At 55.7% G+C, this 16,699-nt stretch carries 13 protein-coding genes; 6 read left to right on the plus strand and 7 right to left on the minus strand.

What is annotated here, in order from left to right; genetic code table 11:
• Positions 1-95 precede the first annotated feature (95 nt).
• The 5 genes from lsrR to yfaE all read left to right on the plus strand — a co-directional run bounded on the left by lsrR (position 96) and on the right by yfaE (position 6,893).
• On the plus strand, positions 96-1,067 hold the full coding sequence (gene lsrR, locus PAT9B_RS13640) for a transcriptional regulator LsrR (RefSeq protein WP_013509863.1): 972 nt from the start codon (positions 96-98) through the stop codon (positions 1,065-1,067).
• 47 nt (positions 1,068-1,114) lie between these two features.
• A complete protein-coding gene (gene lsrK, locus PAT9B_RS13645; protein WP_013509864.1) occupies positions 1,115-2,692 on the plus strand; it encodes an autoinducer-2 kinase in 1,578 nt (525 codons plus the stop codon).
• Positions 2,693-3,171: 479 nt separating this feature from the next.
• Positions 3,172-5,457: a class 1a ribonucleoside-diphosphate reductase subunit alpha gene (gene nrdA / locus PAT9B_RS13650; protein ID WP_013509865.1), complete on the plus strand. Its 2,286-nt coding sequence runs from the start codon at positions 3,172-3,174 to the stop codon at positions 5,455-5,457.
• 42 nt (positions 5,458-5,499) lie between these two features.
• A complete protein-coding gene (nrdB, locus tag PAT9B_RS13655; protein ID WP_013509866.1) occupies positions 5,500-6,630 on the plus strand; it encodes a class Ia ribonucleoside-diphosphate reductase subunit beta in 1,131 nt (376 codons plus the stop codon).
• A 2-nt stretch (positions 6,631-6,632) separates the two neighbouring features.
• Positions 6,633-6,893, plus strand: coding sequence for a class I ribonucleotide reductase maintenance protein YfaE (gene yfaE, locus PAT9B_RS13660; protein ID WP_013509867.1), 261 nt, complete (start codon positions 6,633-6,635; stop codon positions 6,891-6,893).
• Between the two features lie 89 nt (positions 6,894-6,982).
• Here yfaE and PAT9B_RS13665 read toward each other — a convergent pair whose 3' ends face one another.
• Positions 6,983-8,179 (minus strand): nicotinamide mononucleotide deamidase-related protein YfaY, encoded by a 1,197-nt coding sequence (locus tag PAT9B_RS13665; RefSeq protein WP_013509868.1) that lies wholly within the window; start codon positions 8,177-8,179, stop codon positions 6,983-6,985.
• A gap of 122 nt (positions 8,180-8,301) precedes the next feature.
• Positions 8,302-8,610, minus strand: coding sequence for a stress response protein ElaB (gene elaB / locus PAT9B_RS13670; RefSeq protein WP_013509869.1), 309 nt, complete (start codon positions 8,608-8,610; stop codon positions 8,302-8,304).
• A gap of 285 nt (positions 8,611-8,895) precedes the next feature.
• On the opposite strand from elaB, the gene PAT9B_RS13675 reads away from it, so the two are divergent.
• Positions 8,896-10,554, plus strand: a complete 1,659-nt coding sequence (locus tag PAT9B_RS13675; RefSeq protein ID WP_013509870.1) for a glucan biosynthesis protein D — start codon at positions 8,896-8,898, stop codon at positions 10,552-10,554.
• A gap of 28 nt (positions 10,555-10,582) precedes the next feature.
• Here PAT9B_RS13675 and PAT9B_RS13680 read toward each other — a convergent pair whose 3' ends face one another.
• The 5 genes from PAT9B_RS13680 to nuoM form a co-directional block, all read right to left on the minus strand.
• Positions 10,583-11,032 (minus strand): GNAT family N-acetyltransferase, encoded by a 450-nt coding sequence (locus tag PAT9B_RS13680; RefSeq protein WP_013509871.1) that lies wholly within the window; start codon positions 11,030-11,032, stop codon positions 10,583-10,585.
• A 30-nt stretch (positions 11,033-11,062) separates the two neighbouring features.
• Entirely contained in the window at positions 11,063-12,175 is a 1,113-nt protein-coding gene (locus PAT9B_RS13685; RefSeq protein WP_013509872.1) for an MFS transporter, read from the minus strand.
• Positions 12,172-13,518, minus strand: a complete 1,347-nt coding sequence (locus PAT9B_RS13690; RefSeq protein WP_013509873.1) for an HdeD family acid-resistance protein — start codon at positions 13,516-13,518, stop codon at positions 12,172-12,174. The genes PAT9B_RS13685 and PAT9B_RS13690 overlap by 4 nt, the downstream gene beginning before the upstream one ends.
• 122 nt (positions 13,519-13,640) lie before the next feature.
• Positions 13,641-15,104, minus strand: coding sequence for an NADH-quinone oxidoreductase subunit NuoN (gene nuoN / locus PAT9B_RS13695; protein WP_013509874.1), 1,464 nt, complete (start codon positions 15,102-15,104; stop codon positions 13,641-13,643).
• A 6-nt stretch (positions 15,105-15,110) separates the two neighbouring features.
• Complete coding sequence (gene nuoM, locus PAT9B_RS13700) at positions 15,111-16,631, minus strand: NADH-quinone oxidoreductase subunit M (RefSeq protein ID WP_013509875.1); 1,521 nt, start codon at positions 16,629-16,631, stop codon at positions 15,111-15,113.
• Positions 16,632-16,699: the final 68 nt, after the last annotated feature.

Consider the following 16,699-nt stretch of genomic DNA (forward strand, 5'->3'; position numbering starts at 1 on the left):
ATTGTGGCGAACTTGTTGTGCGAACTGCCAGCAACTTCACATTTTCTTTAACACCCTGAACGAACAATTGATTTACTTTTTATAAAGTGTTCATCATGAAAAGCGATCTTATCCCGGCAACGGGTCTCACTGTGGAAAACAGTATGAGTGAAGAAGAGCTGCTGGCGCGCACCGCCTGGTTCTATTACCACGACGGACTGACACAGAACGAAATTGGCGAACGGCTCGGTTTGACGCGCCTGAAAGTGTCGCGCCTGCTGGAGAAGGGCCGTCAGTCCGGGGTGATCCGCGTGCAGATCAACTCACGTTATGAGGGTTGTCTGGCACTGGAACATGCGCTGCTGGCGCGCTTTAACCTTAAGCAGGTGCGGGTGCTGCCGCAACTGACCGGCCCCAATCTCAGCCAGCGACTGGGGGTCGGGGCGGCGCAGATGTTGATGTCGCTGCTGCAACCGCAGCAGCTGCTGGGGGTGGGGTTTGGTGAGACCAGCATGAACACGCTGCAACATCTGAGTGGTTTTATCGCCTCACAGCAAATCCGCATGGTGACGCTGTCCGGCGGTGTGGGGCCGTATATGACCGGGATTGGGCAGTTAGATCCTGCCTGTGGCATCAGCATTATCCCTGCGCCGTTGCGTGCCTCCAGTGCCAGCGTCGCGCAAATTTTGCGTCATGAACGCAGCGTACAGGATGTGATGTTGACTGCCTGTGCCGCCGATGTCGCGATTGTCGGCATCGGTGCACTCAATCAGAAACGGCAGGCCACGATTTTGCGCTCGGGATATATCAGCGAAGGTGAACAGCTGATGTATGGCCGTAAAGGCGCGGTCGGCGACATCCTCGGCTACTTTATGAGCCACGACGGACAACTGGCTGAGGCGATGCCGATACATGATGAATTGATAGCCGTCAGCCCTGATGAACTGGCGACCATTCCGGTGGTGGTGGGGGTGGCTGGCGGTATTGAAAAAGCCGAAGCGATTATTGCCGCCCTCAAGGGGGCGCGGATTAATGCGCTGGTGACAGAAGAGGAAACAGCCCGCGCGATGTTGGCATTATTGTCGTAGCCCTGCGGCGGGGTCGATCCAGTCAGATTTTTGCAGGAGTTACTGAGATGACGATATCCCACGCCCCGCATTTGATGGCGCTCGACGCCGGTACAGGCAGCATTCGCGCCGTGATTTTTAACCTGCAAGGCGAGCAAATTGCCGTGGCACAAGCGGAATGGCAGCACCTTGCCCTGCCCGATGTGCCCGGTTCAATGGAGTTTGATCTGGCCAAAAACTGGCAGCTCGCCTGTCAGTGCATTCGCCAGTCACTGCATCAGGCACAACTGCCGGCCAGCGCCATTCGTGGCGTCGCCTGTTGTTCGATGCGCGAAGGTATCGTGCTGTATAACAAGGCGGGTGACGCCATCTGGGCCTGCGCCAATGTCGATGCCCGTGCCAACCGTGAAGTCAGCGAACTGAAAGAGATTCATCACGGCGAGTTTGAGCGTGAAATCTACCAATGCTCAGGGCAAACGTTGGCGCTGGGTGCCATGCCGCGCTTGTTGTGGCTGGCGCATCATCGTCCCGATATCTATCGTCAGGCCACCACGCTGACGATGATTAGCGACTGGCTGGCGAAATGCCTCAGCGGTGAACTGGCGGTCGATCCTTCGAATGCCGGGACCACTGGCCTGCTCGATTTATCTACCCGTAACTGGCGTCCCGACCTGCTGGAGATGGCCGGTCTGCGTGGCGATATCCTGTCGCCGGTCGCGGAAACCGGCACGCCGCTCGGCGCTGTCACCGCGCAAGCAGCGGAAGCTTGTGGGCTGCAACAAGGGACCGTGGTCGCGATGGGCGGTGGCGATGTCCAGCTCGGTACGCTGGGGTTAGGCGTGGTCAGGGCCGGGGAAACCGCGGTATTGGGAGGGACCTTCTGGCAACAAGTGGTCAATCTGCCCCAGCCGCAGGTTGATCCGGCAATGAATATCCGCATTAATCCCCACGTGATCCCGGGAATGGCGCAGGCCGAAGCCATCAGCTTTTTTACCGGGCTAACCATGCGCTGGTTTCGTGATGCATTTTGCGGTGAGGAAAAGTTGCTGGCAGAGCGGCTGGGGGTTGATTGTTACAGCCTGCTGGAAGAGATGGCCGCGCGTGTCCCGGCCGGTGCCTGGGGAGTGATGCCCGTGTTCTCTGACGCGATGCATTTCAATAAGTGGTATCACGCCGCGCCCTCCTTTATTAATCTGTCTATCGATCCCGAACGCTGTAATAAGCAAACCCTGTTCCGTGCGTTGGAGGAGAACGCTGCCATTGTCTCAGCCTGCAACCTCGACCAGGTCGCCGCCTTTTCCGGCGTGCGGGCGTCGCATCTGGTGTTTGCCGGTGGCGGTGCCAAGGGCAAGCTCTGGAGCCAAATCCTCAGCGATGTCACCGGCCTGACGGTGAAGGTGCCGCAGGTCAAAGAAGCCACCGCACTGGGCTGCGCGATTGCGGCGGGTGTAGGGGCCGGGCTGTACGCCAATCTGGCAGAGACTGGCCGGGATTTGGTGCGCTGGGAGCGCGAATTTACCCCCAATGCGACCCACCATGCCCTGTATCAACAACAGAAGACCGTATGGCAGAAGGTGTATGCGGATCAGCTGGCGTTAGTGGATAACGGACTGACCACTTCAATGTGGAAAGCGCCGGGGTTGTAAAGACGTGCGCGATAAATCGCGCCGCTACGATTGGGTGCACACGCCGTAGCGGCACGATTCATCGCGCAAAACTGCACCTTAATTTCATAAAAATTTCATAAGAAAAACCAGAAAAGTCCGACTGCGCGTAGCTTATGCTGCCATTTTTTCACCAGAAATTTGGCTTGCCGGAGAGGATTGCATAAGAAATACGCGCTCGATCAAGTTCTGAAAAAAATCTGCATTTTGGTTGACACGAGGTCGGGCCTTATAAGACAAGGCCTAAGAAATTTCGCAAAAATTACAACCCCCGCAAACATCATTTTTTCCTCTTGTTAACCCGCGTTAAAATACTAAAATATGCCTCCATGTTGTTATGGTTTCTCCCCTCACCCCCTAGATGTAGTGTTTATCCACAACATTATTCACAATGAATATGCTGTGTATAAACCGGGGTTTCTTTTAATTTTTGGATACTCACGCAAAGGTAAAAACGCGACATGAACCAAAGTCTGCTCGTTACTAAACGCGATGGCCGTCAGGAACGCATTGATCTCGATAAAATTCACCGGGTACTGGACTGGGCAGCTGAAGGGCTGAACAACGTCTCCGTGTCACAGGTTGAACTGCGTTCTCACATTCAGTTCTATGATGGTATTCGGACTTCCGATATCCATGAGACCATCATCAAGGCCGCTGCAGACCTTATTTCTCGCGATGCCCCTGATTATCAGTACCTCGCCGCACGCCTGGCGATTTTCCATCTGCGTAAAAAAGCCTACGGCCAGTTTGAGCCGCCAGCGCTGTACGATCAGGTGGTTAAAATGGTCGAGATGGGCAAATACGATCGCCATCTGCTGGAAGACTACAGCAAAGAAGAGTTCGAGCAGATGGACGGCTTTATTGACCACTGGCGCGATATGAACTTCTCCTACGCCGCCGTCAAACAGCTGGAAGGTAAATACCTGGCGCAGAACCGTGTGACCGGTGAAATCTACGAAAGCGCGCAGTTCCTGTACATTCTGGTCGCCGCCTGCCTGTTCTCTGGCTACCCGCGTGCTACGCGTATGGATTACGTCAAGCGTTTCTATGATGCGGTTTCGACCTTCAAGATCTCGCTGCCGACGCCGATCATGTCCGGCGTGCGTACCCCAACCCGCCAGTTCAGCTCTTGCGTGCTGATCGAGTGCGGCGACAGCCTGGATTCCATCAACGCCACCTCCAGCGCCATTGTGAAATACGTTTCGCAGCGTGCCGGTATCGGTATCAACGCCGGTCGTATCCGTGCGCTGGGCAGCCCGATTCGTGGTGGTGAAGCGTTCCACACCGGTTGTATCCCGTTCTACAAACACTTCCAGACCGCAGTGAAATCCTGTTCGCAGGGCGGCGTGCGTGGTGGTGCGGCCACCCTGTTCTACCCGATGTGGCATCTGGAAGTAGAAAGCCTGCTGGTGCTGAAAAACAACCGTGGTGTTGAAGGCAACCGCGTGCGTCATATGGACTATGGCGTGCAGATCAACAAACTGATGTACCAACGTCTGCTGAAAGGTGAAGATATCACCCTGTTCAGCCCGTCTGACGTGCCTGGCCTGTACGACGCATTCTTTGCCGATCAGGACGAGTTTGAGCGTCTGTACACCACGTATGAAAAAGATGACAGCATCCGCAAGCAGCGTGTTAAAGCCGTCGAACTGTTCTCACTGATGATGCAGGAGCGTGCCTCTACTGGCCGTATCTACATCCAGAACGTTGACCACTGCAACACCCATAGCCCGTTTGATCCGTCCATCGCCCCGGTACGCCAGTCGAACCTGTGCCTTGAGATCGCGCTGCCGACCAAACCGCTGGAAGACGTTAACGACGAAAACGGCGAAATCGCTCTGTGTACGCTGTCAGCGTTCAACCTCGGTGCTATCGACAGCCTCGATGATCTGGAAGAACTGGCCATTCTGGCGGTACGTGCGCTGGATGCCCTGCTCGACTACCAGGATTACCCGATCCCGGCCGCCAAACGCGGTGCGATGGGCCGCCGTACCCTGGGTATCGGCGTGATCAACTTCGCTTACTACCTGGCGAAAAACGGCGTGCGCTACTCCGATGGCAGCGCTAACAACCTGACGCATAAAACCTTCGAGGCCATTCAGTACTATCTGCTGAAGGCGTCAAACGAGCTGGCGAAAGAGCAAGGTGCCTGCCCGTGGTTCAATGAAACGACGTATGCGCAGGGCATTCTGCCGACCGATACCTATAAAAAGGATCTCGACAGTATCTGCAACGAACCGCTGCACCTCGACTGGGAAGCGCTGCGTGAGTCGATCAAAACGCACGGTCTGCGTAACTCAACGCTGTCCGCGCTGATGCCGTCAGAGACGTCATCGCAGATCTCCAACGCCACCAACGGCATCGAGCCGCCGCGCGGCCACATCAGCATCAAAGCGTCGAAAGACGGTATCCTGCGTCAGGTGGTGCCGGAGTATGAGCGTCTGAAAGATCAGTACGAACTGCTGTGGGAAATGCCGTCCAACGACGGTTACCTGCAACTGGTCGGCGTGATGCAGAAGTTTATCGACCAGGCCATTTCGTCGAACACCAACTACGATCCGAGCCGCTTCGCGAACGGCAAAGTGCCGATGAAGCAGTTGCTGAAAGATCTGCTGACCGCTTACAAGTTTGGCGTGAAAACCCTGTACTACCAGAACACCCGTGACGGTGCTGAGGATGCGCAGGACGATCTGGCCCCCTCCATTCAGGACGACGGCTGCGAAAGCGGCGCTTGTAAGATTTAATCAGAGGCGGAGCGACGGCTCCGCCCATATTTGGACATCCCTATGGCTTACACCACATTCTCACAAACCAAGAATGACCAGCTGAAAGAGCCGATGTTTTTCGGTCAGTCGGTTAACGTTGCCCGTTTCGATCAGCAGAAATATGACATCTTTGAAAAGTTGATCGAAAAGCAGCTCTCCTTCTTCTGGCGTCCGGAAGAAGTGGACGTGTCACGCGATCGCATCGACTATCAGGCGCTGCCGGAGCACGAAAAACACATTTTCATCAGCAACCTGAAGTATCAGACGCTGCTGGATTCGATCCAGGGTCGTAGCCCGAACGTCGCGCTGCTGCCGCTGATCTCGATCCCGGAACTGGAAACCTGGATTGAAACCTGGGCGTTCTCCGAGACCATCCACTCGCGTTCTTATACCCACATCATCCGCAACATCGTCAACGATCCGTCACTGGTGTTTGATGATATCGTCACTAACGAGCAGATCCTCGCCCGTGCGCAGGATATCTCGAAGTATTATGACGACCTGATTGAGATGACCAACTACTGGCATCTGCTGGGTGAAGGCACGCATCAGGTAGCGGGTAAAACCGTGACCGTTGATCTGCGTGCGCTGAAGAAGCAACTCTACATCTGCCTGATGAGCGTCAACGCGCTGGAAGCGATTCGCTTCTACGTCAGCTTCGCTTGCTCGTTCGCCTTTGCCGAGCGTGAGCTGATGGAAGGTAACGCCAAAATCATCCGCCTGATCGCCCGTGACGAAGCGCTGCACCTGACCGGTACTCAGCATATGCTGAACCTGATGCGTACCGGCGAAGATGATCCGGAGATGAAAGAGATTGCGGCAGAGTGCCGTGATGAATGCTACGACCTGTTCAAGAAAGCGGCCGAGCAGGAAAAAGAGTGGGCAGAATATCTGTTCAGCGGCGGCTCGATGATTGGCCTGAACAAAGACATTCTGTGCCAGTACATTGAGTACATCACCAACATCCGTATGCAGGCGGTGGGTCTTGATCTGCCGTTCCAGACGCGTTCGAACCCGATTCCGTGGATCAACAGCTGGCTGGTGTCTGACAACGTTCAGGTGGCCCCGCAGGAAGTTGAAGTCAGCTCTTATCTGGTGGGTCAAATTGACGCGGAAGTGGGCGAAGACGACTTTAACGACTTCCAGCTGTAAGTATGAGCCGTTCTGTTGTTATTCTGCGTAGCTCCGGCACCCGGCTGGAGTGCGCAGAAGATCATCCCAATCTGCTGACCACGCTCGAAGCACACAATGTTTGCGTTGAGTATCAGTGTCGCGAAGGCTACTGTGGCTCCTGCCGCATGCGCTTGCTGAAAGGGGAAGTGCACTACGCCGAGACCCCACTGGCGTTTATTCAACAGGGTGAGTTTTTACCCTGTTGCTGTAAAGCCAAAGGCGAGATTGAGATCGAGCTGTAACCCACGCTCCCGTAGCGGCGCGATTTATCGCGCAATCCGTGCGCCTGACGGAAAAAACCGCGCGATTAATCGCGCCGCTACGGGGCTGCTTATATTTTCACCGTTTCCAGCACATCAATCCAACCGTGCCCGGTGCTAACGTCGCTACCGTGCAACCAGCGACGCAGCATATTCATCGCCATCATCGCGACCACTTTCTGACGGATCTCAAGGTTGTGGCGTCCGTGGTTGAACTTCACCCGTTGACCCCAGCTCGCTTCCGGTGTGTGCAGTGCAATCGTCACCTCCCCTTCATGCAAGGTTCCGACCGCCAGCCCGACTTCAGCCTGCTGCTGTGCCGCGAAATCACGCAGACGCTGCACCTGCTGTTCCAGGCTTTCCGTTTGCTCCGGCAGCACATTACCGGCGCGCAACGGCACCTCGGCTGATGCCAGCTGCCATTGCAGCAAGCCGGCGGTGTATGATTCGCTGACCGCCAGCGTTAACCCCCGTGCGGCCAGCTGTTGTGCCAGCCACACCGGCAATCCTTCCGTCCCTTCAAAGAGGGTGCATTCCGCCAGCAACAGCCTGACCTGCTGCCATACCTGCTCCATCGCTACCCGCTGGCTGGCCGGTCCGGTCAGTTTGATTTCGATAATCGGCATCGAAGAGCGATAACCCATGACCACGCCTTCGGGTAACGGTAACGGTTCCAGCTCAGCCGCAATGTCGCTCTCGCCGCGACCAAAGGTGGTGAGGCGCAGACAAAGTGGTGGTTCTGGCAGATCGAAACGCGCTTGCAGACGCGGCAGGATCTCCTGCTCTACCATCACCTTAAATTCGGACGGCACGCCCGGGGTGAAGAATATCCAGCAGCGATTGAGTTGCAGCGCAAAGCCACAAGCAGTGCCGACCGGGTTATCGATTAATTCTGCGTTGGCGGGAATCTCTGCCTGCTTGCGATTGCTCGGTGCCATGACACGTCCACGACCGGCAAACCAGGCTTCCATCTTCTCCAGCCACTCCTGATGCAATACCAGATGGCTATTGCTGGCGGTCGCTGCCGCCAGCGCACTGAGATCGTCGCTGGTTGGGCCGAGGCCGCCATTCACAATCAACACGTCAGCAATCTGGCTACGGCTTTGTAATGCTTCCACCAACGAAGGCAGTGCATCCCCCACCGTGCTGCGGCTGGTCATCGGTAAGCCATGCTGGAACAGCACGTCAGCCAGCCAGGCGGCATTGGTATCGACAATCTGCCCATGTAACACTTCATCGCCCGTCGAGAGCATTTCAACTCGAATCACGTCAATTCTCCTTTATCCCTGTCGCTTTAATTTAGAAAGAGGGCGAGAGAAACACAATCGCTGTCGATGCGGTACGGGGTATTTCAGGGGAGGATGGGCGCGCGCGACGCGCCCGATAACGATTAGCGACGGGCCAGCAGCAACCCTAAGAACAGTCCGGCGGCGGCACCAATACCAATGCCCTGCCAGGGTTTATCGTGCACATACTCATCGGCGCGGTAAGCAGCTTTTTTCGCCCGATAGTAGTAACTGTCAGATGCCTGGCTGACGCGGGATTTCACCTCTTCCAACGCCTGCTCCGCTTTGCTTTTCAGTTCGATGTACTTTTGATCGGCTGGATCACCGGATGAACGTAACACTTCTTCCAGTGTTTCGGTCAGCAGCGCCAAATCGTCATCAAGACGGGTTTCAAATTGATCGGTGGATGACATTACGTAGTTCCTCCATGTATTTAACTTACCTGTCGGTTAACTATAGTCATTAAACGCCCATTCGGGGCAATGAGCGGCCAGGAATTGCCCGAGTTTCATCCGTAAAGGGTAAAGATTTGAAATCTGCTTCGCTTCTATGATTTATCTGATAAATTTCTTCGGACTGAATTTTTTCATTCGGCGACTGTCGTAACCCCCTGTAGCCTGACGCTATCAGGTCTGAAATGCGTGCATGATGCACGGCAGTCACCTTAAACCCGAGCAGCTAAGGATTAGATTTCTGGCATGAATCGTAGAAAGTTTATGAAAGCGTCCATGGCCCTCTCTGCCCTGAGTGGCATGACGGGTCTGTCCACGCTGTTTGCACAGTCCGCCTGGGCGGCAGATGGCATTGCCGACGGCACTGCGGTTCGCTTCGATTTCGATGTACTGAAAAAGAAAGCCGCCGCACTGGCGAAACAGCCCTGGGGCGGCGCGCCTGGCCCGCTGCCTGACACCCTGGCCAATCTGACCCCACAGGCCTATAACGCCATTCAGTACGACGCCAACCATTCGCTGTGGAACAACATCCCCAATCGCGAACTGGATGTACAATTCTTCCATGTTGGCATGGGCTTTAAACGCCGCATCCAGATGTTCTCCGTTGATGCCGCCAGCCGCGAAGCGCGTGAAATCCACTTCCGCCCGGAGTTGTTTAACTACAACGACGCCAACGTTGATACCAAACAACTGGTCGGCAAAACCGATCTCGGCTTTGCCGGTTTCCGTGCCTTTAAGAAACCAGAACTGGCGCGCCGCGACATCGTCTCCTTCCTCGGTGCCAGCTACTTCCGCGCCGTTGATGAAACCTACCAGTACGGCCTTTCCGCCCGTGGTGTGGCGGTGAACACCTTCAGCAACGGTCATGAAGAGTTCCCGGATTTCACCGCCTTCTGGTTTGAAACGCCGAAAGCCGAAGACACCACCTTTGTGGTGTACGCCCTGCTGGACGGTGCCAGCGTGACCGGCGCGTACAAGTTCACCATTCACTGCGAAGCCAAACGCGTGGTGATGGAGGTGGAAAACCACCTGTTCGCACGCAGTGATATCCGCCAGTTGGGTATCGCGCCCATGACCAGTATGTTTAGTTGCGGCACCAACGAGCGTCGTATGTGCAACACCTATCACCCGCAAATCCACGACTCTGATCGCCTGGCGATGTGGACCGGTAACGGTGAATGGATTGCCCGCCCACTGAATAACCCGCAGCGTTTGCAGTTCAATGCCTATCAGGATGAAAACCCGCGTGGCTTTGGCCTGTTACAGCTCAATCATGACTTCAAGGATTATCAGGATGTGATTGGCTGGTACGACAAACGTCCAAGCCTGTGGGTTGAGCCGATTGGCAAATGGGGCAAAGGGGCCATCAACCTGATGGAGATCCCGACGACCGGTGAAACACTGGATAACGTGGTGTGCTTCTGGCAACCGGAAAAACCGGTGAAAGCGGGCAGCGAATTCAACTTCCAGTACAAACTTTACTGGAGCGGTCTGCCACCGGTGCGTAGCGGACTGGCGCGTGTGGATGCCACCCGTACCGGTATCGGTGGTTTCCCGGAAGGTTGGGCGCCAGGCGAGCACTTCCCGGAACAATGGAGCCGCCGCTTTGCCATCGATTTCGTCGGTGGTGACCTGAAAGCCGCTGCGCCGAAGGGGATTGAGCCGGTGATCACCGTGTCAGCGGGAACCATCAAGCAGGTCGAGATTCTGTACGTGGAGCCCATCGATGGTTACCGTATCCTGTTTGACTGGTACCCCAACAGCGATTCTACCAAACCGGTGGATATGCGTCTGTTCCTGCGCACCAAAGACGAAACCCTGAGTGAAACCTGGTTGTATCAATACTTCCCACCCGCGCCGGATCAGCGTAAATACGTTGATGACCGGCAGATGACGCCGGGTTGATGACCATGGCGAGGTGCCAACCTCGCCATTATTTTTGCATGTCGATATGCGGGATATCGTCTTCGAGATAGATAGCGCTCACCGCGACAAAGCCATGACCGGCATAGAACGATTGCAGATGCGCCTGGGCTGAGAGAAAAGGCGTGTGCTGTGGCCAGTAGCGCTGGCAAACCTGCAATGCCTGCACCATTAAACGGTTGCCCAGGTTGATACCACGGGCGCGACCGGAAACAATCACCCGCCCAATCTTCACCGGACTCTGCGCATCGGCGGGCGATAAAATACGTGCATACGCCACCAGCTCATCACCCAGCATGCCCAACAGATGGCGATTTTCTGCCACCAAATCCTGTCCATCCACATCGAGATAGGGACAGTTTTGCTCCACGACAAAAACCTCACTGCGCAATGCCAGCAACGCATAAAGTTGTGGCACCGTTAAATCGCGGTGATGAATATCCAGCCAGTTAATATCCATGTTCTCTCCTTATTGGCCTGCCACTCTACCTTAATAACGCCGTTGTTGCAGGGCAAAACCGGTGAAGAAAGCGCACAATAGCGCCGCCATCCACGGCAGGCCATGCAGCGTGAGCGACATCGCCCATCCCCCCAATGCCGGGCCAACAAAGGCACCGATACCCCACGCCACCGACAGCACCGCATAGGCTGCCGCCAGTTCCGAACCCTGAAAACGCTGCCCCACCAGCGTGATGATCACCGTATAAATGCCGACAAATACCCCACCCCAGCAGAACAACAGCAATCGTGCCAGCCACAACGACTGCAATGCCAGCGGCCAGGCAAGCGCGCCCAGGGTGGATAACGCGGCCAACCAGACAATTAAATGATGGCGATCCATGCGATCGGCCAGCCACCCGATTGGCAGCTGCAACAGGATCGCACCGACCAGTAAAATGGTGATCAACGATGTCGCCTGCGTTTCGGACCAACCCAGATTGATCGCATACAGCGCCAGCAAGTTCATGCCTGCCGCTTCCAGCGCCGCATTAAGGATGGTCGCAGACAGCGCCAGTGGTAACAATCGCAACCAACGTGAAAAAGAACGTGGCACCCCTTGTTCTGTGCTGAAACGCAGGTTACCGCTGCCAAACAACGCCAGCGCGGCGATGGCAGCTAACACCGCGCCGGTGATGAATGCGCCATCACCGCTGCCCTGCAACGTCAATATAAAAGGGCCGAGCGCAAATCCTGCCGATAGCATCGCGGTATAGGTTGCCAGCATCTTCGCCCGCTGGTGTTCGGCAGCGTGTTGATTAAGCCAGGTTTCCGTCACCACCAAAATCACTTCCGAAGCCATACCGAGCAGCAGTCGTAACAAGAAGCTGCTGGCAATCGGTAACCAGGGAAACAGAATTAACAGCAGCATGGATATCAGCAGCGCGGTGATCAGCAATGCTTGCGGTGAAAAACGGCGGCAGAGTCCCGGCAAGGCGGGCGCGATAATCAACACACCTGCCGCATGCATCGCGGCATTGAGGCCAATCAGCGTTTCACTATAACCCGCCGCCGACAGCCGGAGGGCAATCAGCGGCGCACTTAAACCATAAGTCAGACCAAAGAGGGTAATGGCGAGGAGGATAATTACGCGGCTGCGCGTCATTTAATCACACTCCGCGAGGGTGTCCGCTTCTGCTGCCACAGCGCATAGCGCAGGCACAGGCTACGCCACAGTCGTACCGTCCACAGCGTACTGGGTTGGGGATCAATAACGCGGTGCAATAGGCGCACGTAATCCAGGACTAAACCGGGCGTCCAGGTCATCTCCTCCGCCCTGCCGCGCACCACCCCCAATAGCCAAAAATTGGGGTCGCTGAACAACCGTAATCCGGCATAGGGTTTTCTGGCCAGAATGCCCTCAATCGCCACATCCAACGCCTGGATAACCGCAGAGGAACAGTTACGCGCGGTCAGATTGTAGGTGCTGTCGAGGCGATAGCTGTGCCAGAAATTACGTAATGCCTTGAAATTGTAATGTGCAAACTGGATTTGCTTGTCCGGTGCGCACCAGTCAGCCACCTCCTGCGGCAGAGAGGCCAGAAAACGTCCGGCCACATCGTTATGTGCGCCCGAACGCAACACCGCACGGAAATTACTGCTGTCGCGATCAATATCATTCAGCGGATAGTGGCTGATATAAAGCGCCTCTCCGGCGGCCATCGCCGCATGTCCGGTTGAGATCACACCATGTTGATCGACGGCAGCGATGTAACGATTGATTAGCCGGTAACTTTCGCGCAGCCTGCCGGCTCCTAACGGTGTCCAGACGTAAACTTCCAGTGGCTGGGCGGGTGGCTGATGAGGAAACGGCGGATGGACGTACTGGCTGCTGTGCCACTGCCGCAATCCCCCGACTTTAAACAGCGGTAGCGTGGTGACCGTGCTGTTTTCTGTCAGCAAATGCGCCTGCCGCGCCATTTGTAGCAGCGTGGTACCGATGCTCAGCAGCAGCAACGCAAAACACAACGGGACAGCGATGTGATGATGAAACGGCCAGTCGCTGAGGATCAGGATGCTGATAAACCACTCCACCACCCCGGTCAGACATTGTTTACGCCAACGCCAACCCCGTAATACGATTGCCGCCACAAAGCGGAACAGACCATCAACCATAAACGCGATGCCAAACAGCACCGCCGAAACATCATTGTTGTCCTGCGGAATATTGAGGATCAGAAAACCGATAAAGCACAATCCCAGCGCTTTCAACAGGGTCAAACCGTCAATACGCATTTCGCGGATAAACGCCAACGTCACCTGCACCAGGCCTTCGATAATAAAAAATACCGCCAGCAGATCCAGCGGCACCGAAAGCAGGCCGTCGCTACTAATGTCATAGAGGATCAATGCGGACAACACCAGTAACACCAGACCAACGATAGCCAGCCAGTACCAGCGTCTGCGGATCACCTGTGCCCCGGTGAGCAAAAATATCAACTTGATCACAAGGCCTCTGCGCGACGAGTGAACATTGCTTAAAAATTAGCAATCCGCAGCGGAATTGTCAGATGACAGGCAAAAAAAATCAGGCCCGCAGGCCTGATTTAGCTGAAGCAATAACGCGTCGGTTACATCAGCGGCTGGGCCATCTGCACCAGCGTGATCAGCGGCTGTGGATACACACCCAGCAGCAGCACCAGAATCGCAGAAATCAGAACCACGACACCACCGGCAGTGAAAGCCCAGTTGGCCGGGGTATCACGATCGCGGGTGTGCAGTTCCGGCGGGCTGAGGTACAGACTGACGGTAACGCGCAGATAGTAGTAAAGGCCAATGGCGCTACCTGCCACCACCGCACCGGTCAGCCACCACAGATGGGCATTCACACCGGAAGCGATCACGTAGAACTTACCAATAAAGCCCAGTGTCATCGGGATACCGGCCAGGGACAGCATCATGATAGTCATGACCGCCGACAGAATCGGACGGTGCCAGAACAGACCACGATAGGAGTACAGGGTATCGGCATCCGGGCCACGGTAAGGGCTGGACATCAGGCTCACCACACCGAACGCGCCAAGGCTGCTGAACAGGTAACCGGCCAGATAAACCCCGGCGGTTTCCAGCGACAGCTGATGGGTTTTCACTGCAATCAACGCCACCAGCAGATAGCCGAGGTGGGCGATTGAGGAGTAACCCAGCAGACGTTTGATGTTGCTCTGCGAAATCGCCATCAGGTTACCGAACAGGATGGAGACAAAGGCGATCACACCCAACACGGTGCGTACCGCTTCGCTGTCGGTCACCGGCGCGTACATAAACAGACGCATGATCACGCCGAAGATGGCGATTTTGCTGGCGGTGGCGAGGAAGGTCGATACCGGCGCTGGCGCGCCCTGGTACACATCCGGCGTCCACAAATGGAATGGCACCAGAGACAGTTTGAAGCCAAGCCCGATAATCATCATACCGAGGCCGACCAGCAGCAGCGGTTGCTGCATCATGCTGTCATTCAGGCTTTTACCCAGCTGCACAAAGCTCAGGCTGCCGGAATCCGCATAAATCAGCGCGATACCAAACAGCAGGAACGATGACGCCGCTGCTGACAGGATGGTGTATTTCAGCGCCGCTTCCAGCGAACGTTTCTGGCGGAAGGCGTAGCCAATTAAACCAAACAGCGGCAGCGACAGCAGTTCGATACCGATGAACAGCGCCGACAGATGGTTAGCACTCGCCAGCACGATACCGCCCAGCGCGGCAATCAGCACCAGCAGATAGAACTCATCTTTGTTGTCCGGAAAACCGGCCAGCCACGGATAGGCGAAGGTACAGGTTGCCAGGCTCGCCAGCATCACCAACCCAGTGTAGAAGATGGAGTAGCCATCGACGCGCAGCATCGGCGTCACATCCATTGCCCCGACATGGGCAACAAACCACAGCGAAAGCAGCGCCAGGTTAAGACCAATCACCGTCAGCGTGGCGTTAACAAAGTGGTTGCGTCGCCATGCAATGGACAGCATCACAACCACCACCGTCAATCCGACGATCAACAGCGGCAGTAACGCGATCAATTGTTGAGGAGTTATTGTCATGGCGAATTACGGCCTTGTAGTTGAAATTGAAGCGGTAAACCACTGCTGAATATTGCTCATTGCAGCATGGGAGGTATCAAGAATCGGCTGCGGATAAACCCCCAGCAGAACCAGCAACACCACCAGAACCATAATCATAATGAACTCACGCGGTGACATGCCTGGTAGTGGGGCCTGTGATTTCGCTTCGCCGTAGTACGCGCGCTGCATCATCACCAGGGAATACACCGAAGCGAACACCAGACCAAAGGTAGCAATCACGATAATCACCGGCACCACCTGGAAGCTACCGGTCAGAATCATAAATTCCCCGGCAAAGTTACCGGTGCCCGGCATCCCAAGGTTAGCCACGGCAAAGAACAGCGACAGACCCGGAATCCATTTGATACGTGACCACAGGCCTCCCATCTGGCGCATATCACGGGTATGCAGACGCTCATACAGCTGACCACACAGGATAAACAGCGCCGCGGCGGACAGGCCGTGGGCAATCATCTGTACTACCGCGCCCTGGAACGCGAGCTGGCTGCCGGTGTAGATGGCGATCAGCACGAAGCCCATGTGCGAAATGGAGGTGTAGGCGATCAGACGTTTGATATCGGTCTGTGCGAACGCCATCCAGGCACCGTAGAAGATACCGATAACGCCCAGCCACATGGCAATCGGCGCAAACTCCGCCGAGGCATGCGGGAACAGCGGCAGGCTGAAGCGCAGCAAACCATAGGCTGCGGTCTTCAACAGAATCCCGGCGAGGTCGACCGAACCGGCGGTTGGTGCCTGGCTGTGCGCATCCGGCAACCAGCCGTGCAACGGCACCACCGGCATTTTGACGGCAAAGGCGATAAAGAAGCCCAGCATCAGCAGATATTCGACGGTGTGGGACATCGGGGTTTTCAGCAACTCTTCGTAGCTGAAGGTCCAGACGCCGGTCGCATTGTAGTGCACAAACACCAGCGCCAGGATAGCAATCAACATCACCAGACCAGATGCCTGGGTATAGATGAAGAACTTGGTCGCTGCCGTGATACGGGTTTTACCGTCCGATGCTTTGTGTCCCCAGAGCGCGATGAGGAAGTACATCGGCACCAGCATCATTTCCCAGAAGAAGAAGAACAGGAACATGTCGATGGAGAGGAACACACCAATCACGCCACCGAGGATCCACATCAGGTTGAGGTGGAAAAAGCCCTGATACTTCTCGATTTCATTCCACGAGCAGAGCACCGCCATCAGGCCAAGCAGACCGGTCAGCACCACCATCAGCAGCGACAGACCATCCAGCGCCAGATGGAAATTGATACCGAAGCGCGGAATCCACGCGACCTGGAAGGTCGATTGCCACTGCGGCATACCTGCCGCCTGCGTCAGTGAGTAGCCACCCTGCAACCACAGTTGCAGTGACAGCACCAGCGTCAGCCCCATGGTGATCAGGGCTATCCAGCGCGGCACCTTCTTGCCGAGGCGCTCAGCCAGCCAGCACAGCAAGCCCCCAACGAAGGGTATGATAATTAGCCAAGGTAATAACACGGCGGTTTTTTCCCTTTTTTCTGCCTGGCGTCAGGCATTTCTTAACATTCTTAATTGGGGTGAACTTA

Origin of the sequence: Pantoea sp. At-9b, from assembly GCF_000175935.2 — a bacterium.
Classification (GTDB): Bacteria; Pseudomonadota; Gammaproteobacteria; order Enterobacterales; family Enterobacteriaceae; genus Pantoea.

Coding starts and splice junctions, on each gene's coding strand:
- lsrR (WP_013509863.1), top strand. CDS start 96: ATGAAAAGCGATCTTATCCCGGCAACGGGTCTCACTGTGGAAAACAGT.
- lsrK (WP_013509864.1), top strand. CDS start 1,115: ATGACGATATCCCACGCCCCGCATTTGATGGCGCTCGACGCCGGTACA.
- nrdA (WP_013509865.1), top strand. CDS start 3,172: ATGAACCAAAGTCTGCTCGTTACTAAACGCGATGGCCGTCAGGAACGC.
- nrdB (WP_013509866.1), top strand. CDS start 5,500: ATGGCTTACACCACATTCTCACAAACCAAGAATGACCAGCTGAAAGAG.
- yfaE (WP_013509867.1), top strand. CDS start 6,633: ATGAGCCGTTCTGTTGTTATTCTGCGTAGCTCCGGCACCCGGCTGGAG.
- elaB (WP_013509869.1), bottom strand. CDS start 8,610: ATGTCATCCACCGATCAATTTGAAACCCGTCTTGATGACGATTTGGCG.
- PAT9B_RS13675 (WP_013509870.1), top strand. CDS start 8,896: ATGAATCGTAGAAAGTTTATGAAAGCGTCCATGGCCCTCTCTGCCCTG.
- PAT9B_RS13680 (WP_013509871.1), bottom strand. CDS start 11,032: ATGGATATTAACTGGCTGGATATTCATCACCGCGATTTAACGGTGCCA.
- PAT9B_RS13685 (WP_013509872.1), bottom strand. CDS start 12,175: ATGACGCGCAGCCGCGTAATTATCCTCCTCGCCATTACCCTCTTTGGT.
- nuoN (WP_013509874.1), bottom strand. CDS start 15,104: ATGACAATAACTCCTCAACAATTGATCGCGTTACTGCCGCTGTTGATC.